Raw genomic sequence first — 19,346 nt, 5'->3', positions numbered from 1 at the left:
TGGAAAAAGTTTTTAGAGATTTTGTTGAATATCTTTTTGTATATGATATATTTTCTTTATGAACATTAGGTTATGTCGTTATTTAATCTTTATACTAATTTTATTCCCCTCAATATTATTGGCTAAAGAATTAAAAATATATTATACAGATTATGAACCGTTTATTTTCAGAGATTATACAGGTGAATTACGCGGATTAGAGTATGATATTATTTCAAGCTTTTGCAAAGCAAATAACTTAAATTGCTCTTTCATTGAAAGCACCTTCTCAGGTTTAATCAATGCTGTAAAATATGGTTACTGTGATTTATCAGTAGGAGCACTTTATAAAACTAAAGAAAGAGAACAAATTGGATTATTTTCTACACCTTATTTAGAAACAGGAATAGTGGCTGTAGTCCCTTACAATTTTAACGGTAGTATAAATGAGTTATATAACAAAAAAGTAGGTGTTAAAAGAAATGCAACTGGACATGAATTTGTGTTAAAACTTTCAAAAAGACACCCATACCTTGAAATAAACGTATTTGATAGCACACTTAACTCATTCAAGGCACTTGAATATGACCATATAGATTGGCTTTTAAATGATTATTTCAATTCACTCAACCTGATTTATACAAAATTCAGAGGAAAGTTTAAGATTATCTCAGTAAAGAACAAACCTTTATTCTTTAAAAAAGCAGAAATAGCTTTTTTTATTCCTAAAAAGAATAAAGATTTAAAAAAACTACTAGATCTCCATATATTAAAACTTAAAACATCAGGAGAATTAGATAATTTAATAGACAAATGGTTTTACATAACAAAACCTGTGTCTTTATCAGACTATATAAGTATTATAATAATTATCACAGTATTAGTTGCATCTCTCATATTCTTTATATTAGTTTTCTTTATAACTATTCGAACAAATAAAAAACTCAGAGGCTACAATTCACTTTTAAAAGCAATGATTGACATCCCCTCCTTTTTAATCTTTACAGTGAATAAAAACAAAGAAATTAGATTTTGGAACAAAGGCGCAGAGCTTATAACGGGATTTAGCATAACAGATATCCACGACATAAACTCTTTAATAGAAGATGACATTGTAGCCCTTTTAGATAATTGCATAAAATTTTCAAATCCTATGGAAGACAATATAATTAACATTAAAACGAAAAGTGGTTTCAAAACTATCCTTTTTGATATTTATCCCGTATTTAATTCAGAAACACAATGTTTATTTTTTGGACTTGATCTTACAGAAACAATTCAATCAATAAATTCTAAACTCCTTTACGAAAATCTATATTTTACTGTAGTGGAAAACTCACCAAACGGCATCCTCATGATTGATGAAAAAACTGTTTTTATCAATAAAACACTTCAAAACTGGTTAGGATACGATTACAAAGTCATGCAGTTAAACAATTTAGATTCTAAAATAAAAGATCTCATAACCAATTTTATGCAAAGTAACAATATGTCAGAATCGTTCTTTGATATGGATAATTTGATTGATAATAAAATCCTGGATATTTATCTAAAAAAAATCATTCTAACTGACAAAACATGCTATGTAGCATTATTTTTAGATAATACATTAAAAGTTAAGCAGCAAAGGATCATTAATGAAATACAAAAGGATGAGATTGTTTCAAATATTGTAAACAGTGTGGTTCATGATATGAACAATATCTTAAGTGTAATTATTAATTATGCTTCTATTTTGAAAATAGATAATACTCTAAAAGAAGAACAAAAAGATATAATCAAAAAAATAATTAAGGTCTCTGAAGAATCTTCTACATTTTTAAAATCATTGCTAAACATTTCAAGAATTTCAAATGGGAAAAAACTTATTTTTATCGACAACTTTCTAACAAGCAAAAAAGAATTTTTCTCTCAAATAGTAGGAAAAAATATTAAATTTAACATGATTCTACATGACAAAGGTGTAGCAATTGAGTTAAATGAGGAAAGATTTACTCAGACTTTACTGAATCTTATTTTAAATGCAAGAGATGCCATAGAAGATAGTGGTGAAATCACACTGAAAAAATATATAAAAAATGACAAACTTATAATTGAAATCTCTGATACAGGTAAAGGTATTCCTGAAGATTTACAGAATAAAATTTTTGAACCATTTTTCACTACAAAGGGTGAAAAAGGAACTGGATTAGGACTTTATGCAGTAAAAATTTTTATAAATGAAATAGGAGGAAGCATCACTTTTAAATCAAAACTAGGTTTAGGTACTACGTTTAGATTATCATTTCCTATCAAAAAATTATAGATAGAGGGTGTTGCATAGTTTCATTTTAGTAAAACACAACTAATTGATATTTTACAGATTCTTCGCTAACCCTCAGAATGACGAAAAGGTTGTTATTCTGAGAGTGCAAAAATTAAAAGTCTATTATCTATCAGTGAGTTTTAGATTTAGCAATTTCATTGTGCAACAACCTCAAGGCGTGTAGGTGTGGATGCATGCTCACTTTCACCTACACCTCCACTTACACGAAATTAAACTTTGAACCCTGAACTTTGAACATTGAACTCTTTGTATTTATCCAAATAACCTCTGGGAGTAATCATTTTATCATTTTCAAGATAAGTCTTAGTGTTACCTACAATAATGATGGTTGACATATCAACAAAATCGTATTCAAATTCACTAATACGCCAAATCTTAACTTCTTCATCTTCTCTTTCACAATTTTTCACCACTCCACAAATCAAATCTCCTCTCTCTTGATAAAACTTTTCCAATACAAATTTTAAATAATCTTTTCGTTTTTTACTTCTGGGATTGTAAATAGCAGTAACAAAGTCTCCAAAATTGATGGCATCCACTCTTTTTTCTATTACCTTCCAGGGGGTTAAGAGATCTGAAAGGGATAAAAACACAATATCTTCACAAATGGGTGCACCAAGCTTCGCACTAGCTGCCATTGCAGCAGTTATCCCTGGTATAACCTCAATATTTTCAAAACCATCGCTCATCTCAAAAACAAGAGAAGCCAAAGAATACAAAGATGCATCACCACCACAAACAAGAGAAACGGTATCACCCCTTTTCGCTCTATTTATGGCAAATTTTACTCTTTCCATTTCACCTTTCATACTATTTGTGAAAATTTCCTTCCCATTAATTAAATCTGTAATCAACTCCACATATCTTTTGTAGCCACAAATCAAATTACTTTTCTTTATTGCAAGAACACCTCTTTCACTTATCAAATCAATACCGCCTGGTCCTACACCTACCACAAACAGCTTACCCATTTATCAACCTCTCTTTCACAATGGCCACTGTGACCTTATCAAAAATGGTCTTTCTCAAAACAAGCTCCGGATTTCTTGCTGATAGCAGTGCAGAAGGCTCTGCCACACCTTTTATCCCCAGATATTTATTTGCACTACTCTCTTTAAAATTGTACAGATCGTTCTCATATAAATGTTTAGGTAGAAAACGGATATAACACCCAAGCTCCTCTGCAGCTTCTAATAATCCCTCCTCATTTATCTTATGCCAGCAGGATGCTATAACCCTTAAATCACTCAAGTTTATATTGGCAAGCTTTGCCGCTTCTTTAATGGCATCTATCACTTTTTCTTTGGATACCCCTTTTCTACACCCCACACCTGCCACATAAATCTTATTAGCCTCACTGGCTGTTGTTATCACAGGCTCAGCTCCCGTTATGGAACTAACCAGAAAAGTGAGTTCATTTGCTCCACCCTCATGTCCTGATAACATGCTGATAGCAAACCTGCCAACCTCATCACAAACAACCACCGCAGGATCACTGAATTTATCTTTTAATAAACCATCTATCATCCTGGAAACAATCCCCTGTGCCATAACAGCCACGACTCCCTCATAATAACTAAAACAGTGTGCAAATACCTCTTTTAGAGAATCAAAAGATTTATCACCAAATTCAGGGAAGAATTTTTCAGGCACAAAAAAATCTGCTTTAAGTTGTAAACTAATCAACCTTCCAAGAATACACCCTTTTTTAGTTATCGCTATTACGGCTACCTTTTTTTCTGTATTCATGTTCAAAATCCTTATCATAAAGTTTTGAATATTGTTTAATCAAAGATTTATCCAAAACATTTCCCACAATTATTAAGGCATGCTTACGAATACCTTCTTTTTCCATTTTGTCAGGCAAATTCTCTATCGTGCAATTTATTATTTTTTCATCATCCCAGCTTACCTTGTAGCATATGGCCACAGGTGTATCATTACTCCACCCTTTTTCCAAAAACTTATCTTTAATCTTTTCCACATTTTTAGCTGAAAGATAAAACACAAAAGTTCCACCGTGAGAAAGAAGCCTGTCAAGAGCCTCATTTTCCGGTACTCCAGTTCTTCCTTCCACTCTACTAATAACAATAGTCTGAGATATATCTGGTGCTGTTAATTCGACTTTCAACTTAGCCGCAGCAGCAAAAAGAGAAGTAACTCCGGGTACTACTTCATACGGTACCCCCAATTTATCAAGCTCTATCATTTGCTCGTAAGTAGCACCATATATGGATGGATCACCGGTATGCAAACGAACAACAATTTTACCGGTTTTAAAAGATTTATACATTTTATCCACAATTTCATCCAGATTCATGGATGAAGAGTCAAAAAACTCGGCATTAGCAGGGGCATATTTTAAAATCTCTTTATTCACAAGGGAACCTGCATAAATCACAACATCTGCATGTTTCAATATATTATACCCCTTTAATGTAATCAGCTCTGCATCCCCCGGGCCTGCTCCGATGAAATATACCTTTTTATCTATCATTTTACCTCCAAATACAGTGCATGAAGATTCAAGGATTCTTGTTTAATTCTCTCCAAAGAATCCACTTCTACAATCTTCTCCGTATCCATCCCTACATCATTAACAACAAATACTCTAAATTTATCAATAAGATATATATTTTTCTTCAATATTTCCAAAGCGGAATTGCTGTTATCACAAAGGATGTAAAGGTTGTGATTAAAATTTAGGCAAAATGATATTTTCTCCTTCAACAACTCCCAAGTATCATTGTCTCTCCCATGTATAGAAAAAAATTCCACATTCTCATAGGATTTACAAAGTCTTGCCATGGCTGCTTGCATACTGGATATCCCAGGCACTACCTCAGCAATACGTCCACTAAATTTTTTATATAGAATTTTTGCTAAGGAAAAAAAACCTGCATCACCGGACACCACCACACCAACCAGGTTTTCTACATCATTTTCTATAATTTTAACAGTATCTTCCACAACTCTTTTGGTAACAATATATTTTTTCTGTGGAAAAAAATCTTTAAACCTTTCAGGTCCTATAAGATAATCCATTTTTTCTACAATTCTAACCGCCTTCAAAGTAAGATATTCCTTATCTCCACATCCGGCAGAAATGATATAAATATTTTTTTTAATCATAGAATTTCCCCACCAACCTGCATTTCATATCAAAAAGTACCACATCCACTTTTGAAAACCCATAACGCTCTTTCACTTTTTTACTAACTTCTTCAGCTATTTTATCAAAACAGTACTTGCCGCAAATCTCTTCCACAGTATTAAAATCGTCGTCTACATTTAAAACTTTTTTTATATAACTATTTGCCTGAGGTGAATTTTTTGAATGAGTATTGAAATAACCCATGGCAAGTTTTGCAATTTTCCCTGGATGACCTGCCACACCAACTTTTTCAACCTGCCTCTCTCTTAAATAATTTAATGCATCCTCAAAATAATTGCTTACAATAACTGTCTCTACATCCATAAAAGCTTTTAAACACTTTTCCCCAATATTTCCAGGCACCAACCAGATATCCTTTACTTTTGAGGCAAGCAAAACATCTATCTCGCATTTTATTGTCTGGATTAAAGCTTCTAAACTCATAGGCTTTACAATCCCTGTAGTACCTATTATCGAAATCCCACCCACAATTCCCAGTCTGCTATTAAATGTCTTCTCAGCTATTTTGACACCATCAGGTACTATGATGGTTACTTCTACCCCAACCCCTTCTGGTAAAAGAGGCTTCAAGTTCTCTTCAATCATTCGCCTTGGTACAGGGTTTATGGCAGCCTCTCCAACTTTTATCTGCAAGCCCGGTTTAGTTACCACCCCTACACCTTCTCCACCTTTTATCTGAACCACACCATCATCTTTAGTGAAATCCACCTTTGCAAATATTTCAATTCCATCCGTCACATCAGGATCATCCCCACTCCACTTCTTTACACCTACCATATCATTCTTCAAAATCAACGGAATTTCCAAAATTCTTTTATCAGGCAAAACAACATCCACCTTATCAGGAATCACACCTTTCAAAATTTTTATTAAAGCTCCTTTTGCTGCTGCTGTGGCAGCCGTGCCTGTTGTAATCCCAGTTTTCAACTTCTTTTCTTCAGACAATTTTTTAATAGCTCCTTTACTTCTTTAGAATCAGTAGGGGATTTACCTTTTGTAGAAATCGCAACTACAAAATCTTTCTCTTCAAACACTGCAGGCATGAAAAATGTTGAAAGTTCCTTATCATCACAGACATTTACAGGAATTCCTTTTTTTATAAAAAAATCAGCTGCCCTTTCATTAGTCTCTTTATCATTTGTACAAATAAAGGCAAAATCAAATTTTTCATCTATAACATTTTCATCAAATTTTGATTGTATCCAATAAATCTTATCTTCATCACAGAGTTTTTTTAAACTATCATCAATGCTATCAGAAACAACCGTAATTGCAGGCATTGAGAGTGTAAGCAGAGATCTGATTTTTCTACTGGCCACCTTTCCCCCGCCCACAAAAACCACTTTTTTCCCAGTTAATTTAAACATCAACGGATACATACAAACTCATACCTACCTATTTTTTACTCATACAACAATATTTTTTCCTGGTGCATCCTATTTTTTTACACAGTTTTAAATTTGTGTTTATGGAAAAACATTTTTTGGGTTCAAGTTCCCATAAAACCGCCATGGACGGCAGTTTTAGAGGAGCTTGCCTCGGAGCAAAACTGGACGTTTTGCGAGAATGAAAAAAATGTTTTTCCATAAACACTTCAACATAATCATTTGATACATAATAATATTTTAAATAACTATCAAAAAATGTGATGATACCAACACCTTTTCTCATTAATCATTTTAATTTCTATTATACACATAGCAACTTCAAAACTGCATAAAATATTAAAGTCAATATTGCAGCGGAAAAATACAATTCCACCGCATCTAAAATTTTAAAAGGAGTTACTTTCTCATCTCCACCCACAATATCAGGTTTTTTAATGAGTTTCCCAAAATAATAGGTATCTCCACCTAGTGTAATATTGAGGGCACCGGCAAATATGGAAATACCACACCCTGCATTCGGACTTGATAAAGCATTTCTAAATTTTAAAAAAGCATTAAACGCCTCTTTACTCCTTTTAAAAAGCAATCCTGCCGATAAAATGAGTGGTACAACCTGCAGTCTTGCCGAAACATAGTTTAAAATATCATCCATCTTAGCCGAAAATTTACCAAATTTTTCATACTTTTCATTTCTATATCCTACCATCGCATCAAGTGTATTGGCTACTCTATAAAATGCAATGCCATAAACTCCAAAAACAGCTGCATATATAATTGGAGCAAAAAAGGCATCATTAAAATTTTCCCCCACAGATTCCACCACTGATTTTACTATCTTTTCCTCATCCATCCCATCCACATCCCTGCTCACAATATATTTCAATCTCTTTTTTGCTTCTTCTACATCATGAAACAAGAGATAAAAAATTTCCATTGCATGATCTTTCATCCCCTTTATTGATAAAAATGAGTAAAAAACAAATGTCTTGAAAGAAAAAAGAAGAAACTGATTTCCTTTAAACATCTTTGAAAGCAAATATATCACTGACAAAACGGTTAATTGGGATGCAATGAAAAGAAAAGTACCACCAAAAACTCTATTTTCTACTTTATAAAAAATCTTTTCATAATACGAGATCATTCTCCCGTTTAAAGCCACAGGGTGAAACCTGTTTGGTAATTCTCCGAAGATAATATCCAGTAATACCGCTAAAATTAGAGGATCAATCATTTTTTATATTTTTCCACAAATTTTCTTCTAGCATTGATGCAAGCTTCTCAAGAGACTCCTCTTTCAGCTCAAAATATGTTTTGGAAATTTCCACATTTTTATTTAAAAGCTTAAAAAAGAACTTTATAAAATCTGCATTTTCAAAAATCCCATGCAGATAAGTGCCGATAACTCTATTTTCCCTATCATAAATAAGCAACCCATTTTCGATTAATAAATTTTCCACACGATCATCATGTATTATACTTCTACCATGGTGAATTTCATAACCCGAAATCTTCCCAGTGAAATAATCACCTGATGCTATATACTCTTTTCTTCTCAAAATCTTTTCTCTATCAAATAAAGTTTTCATATGCACGAATCCGAAACCATCCATATTCCCAGCATCTTCTACACCATCTTCATCAATAATCTCATCTCCCAACATCTGAAATCCACCACAAATCCCCATAATCAGTTTCTTCCCGTATAATGATTTTATCTTCTCAAAAAGCCCTTTTTTCTTTAAAAATTTCATATCAAGGATACTATTTTTCGAGCCAGGAATTATGATGGCATCGAAGCTATCAAGATCATCAGGATCATCCGTATATTTCAACATTACATTATCCAGAATCTGTAAAGGTAAAAAATCAGTAAAGTTTGATAAATATTTCAATTTTATGACACCAATCTTTATTTCGGCACTTTTCTTATCAACACTATTTTTCAACCCTTGAGAATCTTCATCTTCTAAACAATGCTCAAAATAAGGGATTACCCCTTTAATCGGTATGGGACAATATGATTTAAAAAGTCCAAATGCTGGCTCAAGAAGGGACGAATCCCCCCTAAACTTATTAATAACAAACCCTTTAATATAATTTTTATACTTTTCCTCAATTAAATCATAAGTACCCTTGAAAGAAGCAAAGATCCCTCCTCTATCAATGTCACCCACAATATAAACCTTTGCATCAGCAATCTCTGCCATTTTCATATTCACAATATCATATTTTTGAAGATTTATTTCAGCAGGTGAACCCGCCCCTTCAATGACCAAAAAATCGTTTTCCCTTTCCAATGATTCAAATGCTTCTTTTACAACCTGCAAATTCTCATTATACAATTTGTAATAATCCCTATAAGAAACAGTTTTGTAAGGTTTACCCAGTCTAATGATCTGAGACATCCCTTTACCGGTAGGCTTCAAAAGGATAGGATTCATTCTGACATCAGGCAACATTTTACACGCTTCAGCCTGCAAAATTTGTGCTCTTCCCATTTCAAGCCCGTCAAAAGTTACTCCAGAATTGAGCGCCATATTTTGAGCTTTGAAAGGTGCCACTTTATATCCTTTATTTGTAAGCAGTCTGCAAAGCCCTGCAACCAAAATACTTTTGCCTACACCAGAACCTGTCCCCTGAATCATTATATGCTTCTTCTTACCCATTTAAAACCCTTTCAAAAACCTTAATAAAATAATCCATCTTTTCTTCTTCCTTTACAGATATGCGGATAAAAGTATCATCAAGCCCTCTGATATTTTTGCAGTTTCTAACAAGAATTTTTTCCTTTAACAATTCATTGATAACATAATCGCTATCTTTTTCTAACAGTTTAATAAGTAAAAAATTTGTATCTGAAGGATAAACTTTGATACCATCAAGCTGCATCAATCTCTCAAAAAATTTACGTTTTATCTCATCTATTTGTTTAGCAATTTTTTTTGTATCTATCGACAAAAGTTTCATCCCTATCTGCTCTGAAATGGAGCTTATCCCCCACTCAAGATTATATCGCTCAATATTTTTAATTAACCCGGCGTTTTTAGAATACGCAAACCCCACTCGAATTCCTGCCATACCATAAATCTTTGAAAAAGACCTTAGAACTAATAAATTGTTATATTCCGTACCCAACAGAGTCATTTCATCTTCATTTATCAAAAAAGGAAGGTAAGATTCGTCTACCACAAACAAAGTATCAGGATACAAACTCACAACTTTAATTAGCTCATCTTTGCGAATAACTTTTCCTGTGGGATTGTTAGGATTACATATGAAAACCAGTTCATATTTTGAAAAATCTATCTTCTCCCAATGTAATTCAAATTCATCCTCTTCTTTCAGATAATAAAAATTAATATCCAAGGAATAAATGGTAGCGTATTTTTCATAATCGATATAAGTGGGTGGGAATATCAAGCATTTCCTGTTTTTATACAGAAAACAAATATTTTTTATTAATTCACTCGTTCCAACTCCTAAAACCACTTGGTCCGATGATATATCATACTGTCTTGCCACTTCCTTCTTTAGTAAATACCCATGAGAACTTGGGAGAAATTGAAAAAATTTGAAATAGTTCTGGGTCTCTTTTAGAATAAATTTATCGATAAATGGCGAAATATTACTACTCAAATCAATTAAATCTTCAGGCTTACATCCCAGTTTTTCTGCAAAGAGATACACATTTCCGCCATGTGAAAAATCAAGCAATGAACACTCCTGTTAAAAGTAAAACCGTTTCAATTACTTCACATGATGCTCCGATGATATCACCGGTTGCACCACCTATTTTTTTCAAATGATAATTCTTCAACAAAATAAGCAATATAAAATAAACAATGTTGAAAATAATAAAAAATCCAAATCCCCCAAAAATTGATAAAAAATAAATAATATATGCCAAATTGAAATCTTTTGTTTCTAACCTACCAAAGAAAGATTTTCCTGTCCCATCATCTCTTAAATATTTTAAGTTATGAATAAGATGAAGCATGCCGGCTCTAGCATAGGCAAAAGGAAGTATGATAGCCATCCCCTCCTTTATGCTTTCAAAGGCATAAAGTTTTGATATCAAAATAAGTATTAAAGCAAGTACTCCCATCGTTCCAATTCTACTATCTTTCATAATCTTAAGCATTGCATCTTTAGAGCGACCAGAAAAGTAAGCATCAGCTGTATCAGCAAGTCCGTCCAGATGAAGTCCACCCGTAATAACTACACTAAATATAATCATCAAAATTGGAGTAATGGGTGTATTAAACAAACTGATTAAAAATACCAAAAAACCAATCAAAAATCCAACAAGAGGGAAAAAACGCAAAGCACCTTTTGCATCAAAATCATCACTTTTCAATCTCACAATGGTCAAAAAGGATATTGCATTTTTAAAATCAGCTAACATTATCTTTCATAACCTCTCTCGCGTTATACGTTCCTCACACATTGTAATCTGTTAATCGTCACTCGTTACTTATCACTTAACACTTGTCACTACTATTACACTTTGCTTTCACTTACCCCTGCCTCACTAAAAGTTGCCACTTCTTTTATGATTCTTGCTGCAGCATCAAGTATATGCATTGCAAGAACTGCTCCAGTACCCTCGCCAAGCCTCATATTGAGCTGTAATAATGGTTTCAAACCTAAATAATCAAGCATTTTTATATGCCCCGGCTCTTCAGACTTGTGTCCTGCAAACATATATTCTAACACGGTAGGACAAAGTTTGTAAGCAATAAGAGCACCAGCTGTAGATATAATACCATCGATTATAACAGGAATTCTGTGATATGCAGCAGCAAGTATAACCCCTGCTATTGCTCCAATCTCAATACCACCGACCTTTGAGAGCACATCTATGCCATCCTCAGGATTTGGTTTGTGAAGCTCAATACCCTTCTTTATTACTTCAATCTTCTTTTTTAACATCTCAGAAGGGATACCTGTACCATTGCCGGTCATCTCTTCCACCCTGTTTCCAGTAATCACAACACCAATAGCTGAAGATGGAGTAGTATTACCAATCCCCATATCACCTGTTGCTATCACATTAAGGTTTTGTTTTTCAATCTCTCTGGAAGCGATTTCAAAACCTGCCAGTATTGATTGAATAGCCTCATCTCTTGTCATAGCAGGCTCTTTTGTAAAATTGTTCGTACCAAACTTAACCTTTCTTACAATAAATTTATTTTTTCCGGATAGTTCTTTCTCATCTATCTTACATTTAGAACCCACATCAGCCACTACCACAGCACAGTTATTTTGCCTTGCAAGAACAGTTATGGTAGCAATACCGTTTACAAAAGCTTTGATCATCTCACAGGTAACCTGCTGCGGAAATGCACTTACCCCTTCTTCCACAATTCCGTGATCGCCTGCCATCACGAATACAGCCCTTCTGTCCACCTCAGGCTTCATGTTTGATGCAATGGCACAAAGCTTTTCAGAAATATCGTTCAACACCCCCATTGCCCTTGGTGGCATAATTAACTGCGAAGTCCTTTCTTTTGCCTTTTCAAAAATTTCACTATCAACCGATTCAATTTTTGAAATAATCTCTTGTAGTGTCATATCTCCTCCTTTATTTTCACCGGTATTCCTGATACCATCAGAATACAATTATTTGCAACCGCTGCCACTTTTTGATTAATAATACCTAGAAAATTTACATATCTTCTTGTCTCTTGCCCGGCAGGCACAATTCCCAATCCAACTTCATTTGTAATTATTATTAAATTATAAGAAATTTCAGGCAGTAAATTTGTCAATTCTTTGAAATAGTTATCAACATCTCTTTTATAATACATCAAGTTATTAACCCAGGTTGTTAAACAATCCAAAACAACAACATCACAATCTTTAATACTTCCCAGCACCTTTACAATCTCAACAGGTTCTTCAATTGTATCAAATCTATTTTCTCTTTCTGCCCTATGCCTCTCTATCTTCTTCTTCATCTCTTCATCGAAAGGCTCTGCTGTGGCAAGATAAATCCTCTTCTCATAAGTCAAAGCAAGTTTTATTGCATAAGAAGTTTTACCACTTTTGATACCACCTGTGATAAGCGTAACCATGCTTTTCAAAAACCTCCAATAAATAGTTTAAACTATCCAGCAACCTTTTAAAACCGAACAACTCCAGACTAATACCAATCTTTTTCTCTATAGCAAAATCAATAATGTATAATAATAATTTTTCATCCAGATGATACAGTTCCAGATGATCAACCCCATTTTTAACCCCATGTAAATGGATATATTTAATTTTTTCTCCATACTTTTTAATAATCTCAAAAGGATTTTCACCTACCGTCAGTAGGTGCCCAATATCAAGGCAGTAATTTATTTTCGTATCAAACAAATCTTCAAAAATCTTAGTATTTTTGACATTTTCCACCAAGACCATTGGACACTTTTCTGCCAAAACTTCTATATTTTTATAATCTTTTCCGTTTGAATGTAGAAAGAAAAATGAAACAGGTAGTTTCGTAAGATTTCCTACAAAATCGGTTATTACTTCATAATCACTTTTTCGACTTAAATCCCTATCATAAGGAAGATGAGGACAATACCTGATATTTAATTTTTTTAGCAATAAAAGCTCGTTTTCATCAATTCCATCAAACATTCTCCTGCTTTCAAAATACAATAGCTCTATTTCATCAAACAGATGCATTAATCTTAAAACATTCATCACCCTTGTATCGCAATAAATAAAAGAGGTTGTTGCCAAAAGTGGTATCTCTTTCACAAAATATTTCTCACCTTTGTTTTTGGAAAATAAGACATAAAAACTTCCACGTTCCTTTCGAAATCAATTCTTTTTAATTGAGACTCAAACCTTTTATCAAGTAAAGGTTTATCAACAATGGGCTTTTGTAAGACCACCTTATCATTACTGTCAATCAGCATAAAAAAATTCTTCAAAGTTTCCTTCTGAAAATCTCTCCAGACAGTTATTCTCAATTCAAACGGTACACCATATTTTTTCAGCAATCTGTAAGTATCAGCAAAATACCTGAATTTTAAATTACATCTTGTAATATATTTTATCTCTTCATCCGAAAAACCCTTAACATCCACAGCCACATAATCCAACAGCTTTTCGTCCAGGGCTATTTTTAATTTTTTTGACGAAAAGCCGTTTGTATCAAGTTTTGTTTCTATTCCATCTCCCTTTAGCTCGTATAAAAACTCAAAAATATTTGGGTGAAACAGTGGCTCTCCCCCCGTTATAGCCACACTTTTGATACCGTTCTCTTTGAGAAATTTAAAAAATTCTTTCGTTTTATCCACATATGCAAAATTTTTTAATACCAACTCTCTATTATAACAAAATCTACACAACAGATTGCATCCGTGGATAAATACCACGGTTGCAATTCTACCTGGGAAATCATTTAGTGAGACAGGTTCGAAATCTGCCACAATCATTGTTCAAATCCGTACTCAAACCTTTCTCCAAATTCTTCCTGCTTACCTTCATTCCAGTTTTGAACAGGTCTATGATACCCCACCACTCTTGAATAAACCTCACACTTCTCACCTTTAATATCTTTGAGTTTACTTTCCAGCTCAGTTATTTTTTTCAAAATTTCTTCCTTTTTCATAACAATCCTCCTATTACTTTTTACAATATTGCTTTGTCCCAAACATCTCGCACGATTTTATCACTGCTTGCTAAATTTTTACAAATCACAAAGTCTTACACCAATGTGCTCAGTCTCACAATGACACCACACACTAGCGTCACCCCAAAATTTACAAAATAACGCTAAAATACAGAGGAAAAACATTTTTCGGGTTCAGGGTGTAGCACAAAAAATAAACATCAGCTTTTAAAATAACAAATAATAACTGCTAAAATAGCTCACAGGATGTATCCCAACACTATGTGCAACACCCTGAAGGTTTCCAAAAAATTGCCATGGATGGCGAATTCCCCGAAACCTGCCTCGCAAGTGGCACTGGATGTGCCACGAGAATGAGAACAATGTTTTTCCTCTGTTTTTACTACGTAATCTACTAATAATATACATAAAATTACTGCTCTTTCATAAAAAATGGGTGACGCCAGCACCACATGTTGTTATTGTGAGCGTTAGCAAAGAATTTAATTCTTACTTCCATCAGTTCTCCAGTAATGACTTTAATCTTTCTATTTCACTCATTATTTCATACATTTTTTCCTCTTTACATTTAGGACATTCAAAATGTCTTCCGGATATATACCCGTGTATCGGACATACTGAAAATGTCGGAGTTATCGTAAAATAAGGTAACCTGAACTGAGAAGCTATCTTTTTAACAAGCTGTTTCAAAGAATCAGGATCTTCCACAGACTCACCTAAAAAAAGATGAAATACCGTTCCACCGGTATAAAGTGTTTGTAATCTGTCCTGATGTTTTAAAGCTGTAAACATATCCAGTTTATAGTTCACGGGTAATTGTGTGGAATTTGTATAATAAGGTTTCTCCTTACCACTTGTCACAATATCTGGAAAATTGCTTTTATCAATTTTAGCAAGACGATAACTTGTACTTTCAGCTGGTGTTGCTTCTAGATTGTAAAGCATATCATCTTCCATTTGAAATTCCGAAATCTTTTCATTTATAAAATTTAATACCTTAATGGCAAACTCCACCCCTTCTTCATGAACAATATCCACACCAATAAAATTCTGCAAAGATTCATTCATCCCCACAATTCCAATGGTATTAAAATGATTTTTCCAGTACTGACCAAACCTTTCTTTGATTTCTGCAAGATAAAATTTTGCATAGGGGTAAAGCCCCTTTTCAGTTAAATTCTCTAAAGTTTTTCTCTTAATCTTCAAACTTTCTCTAGCTAGCTCAAGCAGCACGCTTAGTCTTTTGAAGTAATCATCCTCATTTGTAGCAAGATACCCAATTCTTGGAAGATTTATGGTCACAACCCCAATGGAGCCTGTTAGCGGGTTTGCACCGAACAATCCACCTCCTCTTTTTCTCAACTCTCTGTTATCAAGTCGAAGCCTACAACACATACTTCTAGCATCATCTGGACTCATATCGCTATTTACAAAATTTGCAAAATAAGGGATACCGTACTTCCCTGTCATTTTCATCAGTTCTGTAATGATTTCGCTATCCCAGTCAAAATCTTTTGTGATATTATAAGTAGGAATTGGAAAGGTAAAAATTCTCCCCTTAGCATCCCCTTCACACATCACCTCGATAAACGCTTTGTTGATCATATCCATCTCTTTTTGAAATTCGGCATATGTCTTATCTTTTAATTCTCCCCCCACTACCACTGCTTCATTCTCATATATTGATGGCACTTTTAAGTCAAAAGTCAGATTGGTAAAAGGGGTTTGAAATCCTACCCTTGTTGGAATATTAAGATTAAATACAAACTCCTGAATACACTGCTTCACGTCTTTGTAACTCAGCTTATCATAATATACAAATGGGGCTAGAAGCGTATCAAAATTTGCAAAGGCCTGGGCACCTGCAGCTTCCCCCTGCAAAGTGTAAAAAAAGTTTACAATTTGCCCAAGAGCACTTCTAAAATGCTTTGGAGGTGCGCTTTCAATCTTCCCTTCCACACCTTTAAATCCTTTCAACAACAAATCTCTCAAATCCCAACCACAGCAATAAACCGAAAGCATTCCTAGATCATGAATATGAAAATCACCATTTTCGTGAGCTACTTTTATCTCTTCCGGATAAATTTTATTGAGCCAATATTTTGCAGTAATTGTAGATGAGATGTAATTATTCAACCCCTGTAATGAATACGTCGTATTACTATTCTCTTTTACTCGCCAATCGGCATTTCCAATATACTCATCTATTAAATCAAAGGCATCATCCATTGCATTTTTTAATTCTCGCATATCCGATCTTTTCTTACGATATAAAATATAAGCTTTTGCCGTTTTGGCATGACCATTTTCAATTAGCACTTTTTCCACGATATCCTGGATTTCTTCCACAGTGGCCACGCCTATATTTCCATATTTTTCCTCCACAATCTTTGAAACTTCGATAGCTAGTCTGTTGGCTATATTTCTATCTTCACCACCAACCGCCTTTGCAGCCTTAAAAATGGCATTTGCAATCCTTTCATAGTCAAAAGGCACAATACGACCGTCACGCTTTACAACTTTTTCTATCACATTAACCTCCAGATTAAATTTTAAGGGGGTAAAAATCAGGACTTAAGAGAAACGAGAGAAAACACTCATCCTACCCTCCGTAGGTTTTTTAGCAGGCCGGTCTCCTGGCTCGCCTTCATCCTACTCGCCCGCCTTCCCATCCGACCACAGCCGGACAGTGGCTTAATGGGCTTTCGTCAGGCTCACAGTTGCGGGGGCAGCGCCGGATTCTCACCGGACTTCCCGTAACCTGCAGTTATATAATAACACAAAATTTGAAATTTTGGAAGTGATATGATTTCTGGTGTCACCTCATTTTTGTAAAAAACCTCATTTATATAAATTTAGGAAAAACATTTTTCTGGTTCAAATGCCCATAAAACTGCCACAGACGGCGGTTTTAGAGGCATTTGCCTCACAGCAAAACTGGATGTTTTGTGAGAATAAAAAAAATGTATTTCCTCAATTTCTTGCAGATTAACTAATTGATAACCCAAAAAATAATTCTCCTGCTCATAAAAAATCAGGATGATTCCAGTTAGTTCATATATTTATTTTTCAGTACTCATTATGTAATAATGAAAATTATGAAGTTGGTATTTTTTAGAAATAGGGGGGATTCCCCCCTTACTTAAATTTTATTTTATATGACTTATAGGAAATTCCGGATATGCCTTTATTCCATGCTCATATAAATCAAGTCCTAGAAATTCTTCTTCTTCTGATACTCTAAATTTGTTTATTTTATCTATCACTTTAAAAAGTATAAAGCTTATTACAAAACCCCATATAAAAGCCACCACAACCCCTATAATTTGAGATAGAAATACCGGCTCCCATGCTCTTTGTTCAAAGTTATAATTAAACAGTCCGGCTGCGATTGTCCCCCAAGCTCCGCAGACGCCATGTACAGATATAGCACCCACAGGATCATCAACCTTGATTTTTTCAAAAAAGAGTACTGAATATACAACAACAACCCCTGAAACAACCCCTATCAAAATGGCAGCAAATGGAGTCACATTGGCACAACCAGCTGTTATCCCAACAAGTCCAGACAAAACACCGTTTAAAGCCATACCTGCATCAAATTTTTTATACCTGTTATACGTAACCACCAGCGCTGTAATGGAGCTAGCTGCAGGTGCTAGTGTTGTATTAAGAGCAATTAATGGTAAAGCGGCATCAGCAGCAGTTTCACTACCCACATTAAAGCCATACCATCCAAACCAAAGGATAAAAACTCCAATAGTAGCAAGTGGTATATTGTGCCCTGGAATAGCTCTGATTTTACCATCTGCTGAATATTTTCCAACTCTTGGTCCTAAAACAATGGCTCCTGCAAGGGCTGCCCAACCACCTATCGAGTGAACTACAGTGGAACCAGCAAAATCTATAAATCCTAATTTCTCAAGCCACCCATTACCATGGAATAGACTACCCCATGCCCAGCTACCAAAAATAGGATAAACTATCGCCGACATAAGAAAACTAAAAATAAGATATGCTTTAAAATTCGCTCTTTCTGCAATTGCTCCAGAAACTATCGTTGCAGCTGTAGCACAAAACATTGCTTGAAACAAAAAGAATGCTAGTGTCCAGTTATCGCCAGGACCCCAGTTTAGCAGGAAAAAACCTTCTGTACCAATCAAGCCACCATAACTTTTACCAAACATTAAAGCAAATCCAACGGCAAAAAATCCTAAAACTCCCATAGAAAAATCCATTAGGTTTTTCATAATAATATTCACAGCATTTTTAGCTCTGGTAAAACCTGTTTCTACCATCGCAAATCCAAGCTGCATAAAGAATACAAGAAATGCAGCAATTAAAGTCCACAACCAGTCAAGATTTGTCTGTACTTGCTTTGCATCTATAGCATCATCTGCACCAAACAAAATGCTATAAGATAGTATAAAAATTATTGAGAAAAATATTCTTTTCATAATTACCTCCTATAAACACCTTTCATTAATCTCACCGGTTCTAATTCTCACACACTTTGAAACATCCATAACAAATATCTTTCCATCACCAATTTTCCCTGTATGAGCTGACTGCATTATCTGTTCAACAACCTGTTCTTCCATATCGTCAGTCACCACCACTTCCACTACTACCTTTGGCACAAACTCCACCTCGTATTCTGCTCCTCTGTAAAGCTCAAAATGCCCCTTCTGTCTCCCAAAACCTTTGACCTCATAAATTGTCATCCCTTTAACACCAAGATTAACAAGTGCTTCTTTAACGTCATCAAGTTTAAATGGCTTAATAACAGCTTTAACAAGTTTCATACGCCACCTCCTTAAAAATCAACAAGCAACACACATGCCA

18 protein-coding genes, 1 pseudogene and 1 riboswitch are annotated in these 19,346 nt (G+C 34.3%); of the genes and pseudogenes, 1 reads left to right on the top strand and 18 read right to left on the bottom strand.

From position 1 onward, the window contains the following. Nucleotides 1–58 precede the first annotated feature (58 nt). A complete protein-coding gene (locus FHQ18_RS08930) occupies nt 59–2,284 on the top strand; it encodes an ATP-binding protein (RefSeq protein ID WP_149266824.1) in 2,226 nt (741 codons plus the stop codon). Nucleotides 2,285–2,514: 230 nt separating this feature from the next. Here FHQ18_RS08930 and cobJ read toward each other — a convergent pair whose 3' ends face one another. From cobJ to FHQ18_RS08840, 18 genes and pseudogenes are all read right to left on the bottom strand, one after another. Beyond that, entirely contained in the window at nt 2,515–3,276 is a 762-nt protein-coding gene (cobJ, locus tag FHQ18_RS08925) for a precorrin-3B C(17)-methyltransferase (RefSeq protein ID WP_149266823.1), read from the bottom strand. After that, nucleotides 3,269–4,072 carry a cobalamin biosynthesis protein gene (locus FHQ18_RS08920; protein WP_246798721.1) on the bottom strand — a complete coding sequence of 268 codons (804 nt, stop codon included), beginning with the start codon at nt 4,070–4,072 and terminating at the stop codon, nt 3,269–3,271. Before FHQ18_RS08920 ends, cobJ begins: the two co-directional genes overlap by 8 nt. Then, the gene (cobM, locus tag FHQ18_RS08915) at nt 4,014–4,802 is read right to left on the bottom strand and encodes a precorrin-4 C(11)-methyltransferase (protein ID WP_149266822.1); all 789 of its coding nucleotides are present in this window, start codon (nt 4,800–4,802) and stop codon (nt 4,014–4,016) included. The genes FHQ18_RS08920 and cobM overlap by 59 nt, the downstream gene beginning before the upstream one ends. Next, nucleotides 4,799–5,437, bottom strand: a complete 639-nt coding sequence (cbiE, locus tag FHQ18_RS08910; RefSeq protein ID WP_246798719.1) for a precorrin-6y C5,15-methyltransferase (decarboxylating) subunit CbiE — start codon at nt 5,435–5,437, stop codon at nt 4,799–4,801. The genes cobM and cbiE overlap by 4 nt, the downstream gene beginning before the upstream one ends. After that, a complete protein-coding gene (gene cbiD / locus FHQ18_RS08905) occupies nt 5,430–6,425 on the bottom strand; it encodes a cobalt-precorrin-5B (C(1))-methyltransferase CbiD (RefSeq protein ID WP_246798717.1) in 996 nt (331 codons plus the stop codon). The genes cbiE and cbiD overlap by 8 nt, the downstream gene beginning before the upstream one ends. After that, nucleotides 6,404–6,859 (bottom strand): precorrin-2 dehydrogenase/sirohydrochlorin ferrochelatase family protein, encoded by a 456-nt coding sequence (locus tag FHQ18_RS08900; RefSeq protein WP_149266821.1) that lies wholly within the window; start codon nt 6,857–6,859, stop codon nt 6,404–6,406. The genes cbiD and FHQ18_RS08900 overlap by 22 nt, the downstream gene beginning before the upstream one ends. Before the next feature lie 310 nt (nt 6,860–7,169). Further along, nucleotides 7,170–8,099: an adenosylcobinamide-phosphate synthase CbiB gene (cbiB, locus tag FHQ18_RS08895; protein ID WP_149266820.1), complete on the bottom strand. Its 930-nt coding sequence runs from the start codon at nt 8,097–8,099 to the stop codon at nt 7,170–7,172. Beyond that, the gene (locus FHQ18_RS08890; protein WP_149266819.1) at nt 8,092–9,534 is read right to left on the bottom strand and encodes a cobyric acid synthase; all 1,443 of its coding nucleotides are present in this window, start codon (nt 9,532–9,534) and stop codon (nt 8,092–8,094) included. Before FHQ18_RS08890 ends, cbiB begins: the two co-directional genes overlap by 8 nt. Next, a complete protein-coding gene (locus tag FHQ18_RS08885; protein ID WP_149266818.1) occupies nt 9,527–10,582 on the bottom strand; it encodes a pyridoxal phosphate-dependent aminotransferase in 1,056 nt (351 codons plus the stop codon). The genes FHQ18_RS08890 and FHQ18_RS08885 overlap by 8 nt, the downstream gene beginning before the upstream one ends. Then, nucleotides 10,575–11,273, bottom strand: coding sequence for an adenosylcobinamide-GDP ribazoletransferase (gene cobS / locus FHQ18_RS08880; protein ID WP_149266817.1), 699 nt, complete (start codon nt 11,271–11,273; stop codon nt 10,575–10,577). Before cobS ends, FHQ18_RS08885 begins: the two co-directional genes overlap by 8 nt. 95 nt (nt 11,274–11,368) lie before the next feature. Beyond that, a complete protein-coding gene (cobT, locus tag FHQ18_RS08875) occupies nt 11,369–12,442 on the bottom strand; it encodes a nicotinate-nucleotide--dimethylbenzimidazole phosphoribosyltransferase (RefSeq protein WP_149266816.1) in 1,074 nt (357 codons plus the stop codon). Further along, nucleotides 12,439–12,945, bottom strand: coding sequence for a bifunctional adenosylcobinamide kinase/adenosylcobinamide-phosphate guanylyltransferase (gene cobU / locus FHQ18_RS08870; RefSeq protein ID WP_149266815.1), 507 nt, complete (start codon nt 12,943–12,945; stop codon nt 12,439–12,441). Before cobU ends, cobT begins: the two co-directional genes overlap by 4 nt. Next, on the bottom strand, nt 12,908–13,621 hold the full coding sequence (gene cbiR, locus FHQ18_RS08865) for a cobamide remodeling phosphodiesterase CbiR (RefSeq protein ID WP_149266814.1): 714 nt from the start codon (nt 13,619–13,621) through the stop codon (nt 12,908–12,910). Before cbiR ends, cobU begins: the two co-directional genes overlap by 38 nt. Then, nucleotides 13,618–14,304: a radical SAM protein gene (locus FHQ18_RS08860; protein ID WP_149266813.1), complete on the bottom strand. Its 687-nt coding sequence runs from the start codon at nt 14,302–14,304 to the stop codon at nt 13,618–13,620. The genes cbiR and FHQ18_RS08860 overlap by 4 nt, the downstream gene beginning before the upstream one ends. Further along, nucleotides 14,301–14,417, bottom strand: a pseudogene (nrdD, locus tag FHQ18_RS08855) (anaerobic ribonucleoside-triphosphate reductase); the annotation flags it as partial. The gene FHQ18_RS08860 and the pseudogene nrdD, both read right to left, overlap by 4 nt. Before the next feature lie 582 nt (nt 14,418–14,999). After that, on the bottom strand, nt 15,000–17,033 hold the full coding sequence (locus tag FHQ18_RS08850; protein ID WP_149266811.1) for a ribonucleoside triphosphate reductase: 2,034 nt from the start codon (nt 17,031–17,033) through the stop codon (nt 15,000–15,002). A gap of 77 nt (nt 17,034–17,110) precedes the next feature. Then, nucleotides 17,111–17,281, bottom strand: a riboswitch (cobalamin riboswitch). Nucleotides 17,282–17,650: 369 nt separating this feature from the next. Next, the gene (locus FHQ18_RS08845; protein ID WP_149266810.1) at nt 17,651–18,958 is read right to left on the bottom strand and encodes an ammonium transporter; all 1,308 of its coding nucleotides are present in this window, start codon (nt 18,956–18,958) and stop codon (nt 17,651–17,653) included. Between the two features lie 9 nt (nt 18,959–18,967). Beyond that, nucleotides 18,968–19,306, bottom strand: coding sequence for a P-II family nitrogen regulator (locus FHQ18_RS08840; RefSeq protein WP_149266809.1), 339 nt, complete (start codon nt 19,304–19,306; stop codon nt 18,968–18,970). Nucleotides 19,307–19,346: the final 40 nt, after the last annotated feature.

The organism is Deferribacter autotrophicus (assembly GCF_008362905.1).
Taxonomy (GTDB): Bacteria; Chrysiogenota; Deferribacteres; order Deferribacterales; family Deferribacteraceae; genus Deferribacter; species Deferribacter autotrophicus.
The sequence above is the reverse complement of the archived record's forward strand: the minus strand, read 5'-3'. Positions and strand labels throughout refer to the sequence as shown.

Excerpts from the sequence above, each read along its gene's own strand:
- FHQ18_RS08930 (WP_149266824.1), top strand. The coding sequence starts at position 59 with ATGAACATTAGGTTATGTCGTTATTTAATCTTTATACTAATTTTATTC.
- cobJ (WP_149266823.1), bottom strand. The coding sequence starts at position 3,276 with ATGGGTAAGCTGTTTGTGGTAGGTGTAGGACCAGGCGGTATTGATTTG.
- FHQ18_RS08920 (WP_246798721.1), bottom strand. The coding sequence starts at position 4,072 with ATGATAAGGATTTTGAACATGAATACAGAAAAAAAGGTAGCCGTAATA.
- cobM (WP_149266822.1), bottom strand. The coding sequence starts at position 4,802 with ATGATAGATAAAAAGGTATATTTCATCGGAGCAGGCCCGGGGGATGCA.
- cbiE (WP_246798719.1), bottom strand. The coding sequence starts at position 5,437 with ATGATTAAAAAAAATATTTATATCATTTCTGCCGGATGTGGAGATAAG.
- FHQ18_RS08900 (WP_149266821.1), bottom strand. The coding sequence starts at position 6,859 with ATGTATCCGTTGATGTTTAAATTAACTGGGAAAAAAGTGGTTTTTGTG.
- cbiB (WP_149266820.1), bottom strand. The coding sequence starts at position 8,099 with ATGATTGATCCTCTAATTTTAGCGGTATTACTGGATATTATCTTCGGA.
- FHQ18_RS08890 (WP_149266819.1), bottom strand. The coding sequence starts at position 9,534 with ATGGGTAAGAAGAAGCATATAATGATTCAGGGGACAGGTTCTGGTGTA.
- cobS (WP_149266817.1), bottom strand. The coding sequence starts at position 11,273 with ATGTTAGCTGATTTTAAAAATGCAATATCCTTTTTGACCATTGTGAGA.
- cobT (WP_149266816.1), bottom strand. The coding sequence starts at position 12,442 with ATGACACTACAAGAGATTATTTCAAAAATTGAATCGGTTGATAGTGAA.
- cobU (WP_149266815.1), bottom strand. The coding sequence starts at position 12,945 with ATGGTTACGCTTATCACAGGTGGTATCAAAAGTGGTAAAACTTCTTAT.
- FHQ18_RS08860 (WP_149266813.1), bottom strand. The coding sequence starts at position 14,304 with ATGATTGTGGCAGATTTCGAACCTGTCTCACTAAATGATTTCCCAGGT.
- FHQ18_RS08845 (WP_149266810.1), bottom strand. The coding sequence starts at position 18,958 with ATGAAAAGAATATTTTTCTCAATAATTTTTATACTATCTTATAGCATT.
- FHQ18_RS08840 (WP_149266809.1), bottom strand. The coding sequence starts at position 19,306 with ATGAAACTTGTTAAAGCTGTTATTAAGCCATTTAAACTTGATGACGTT.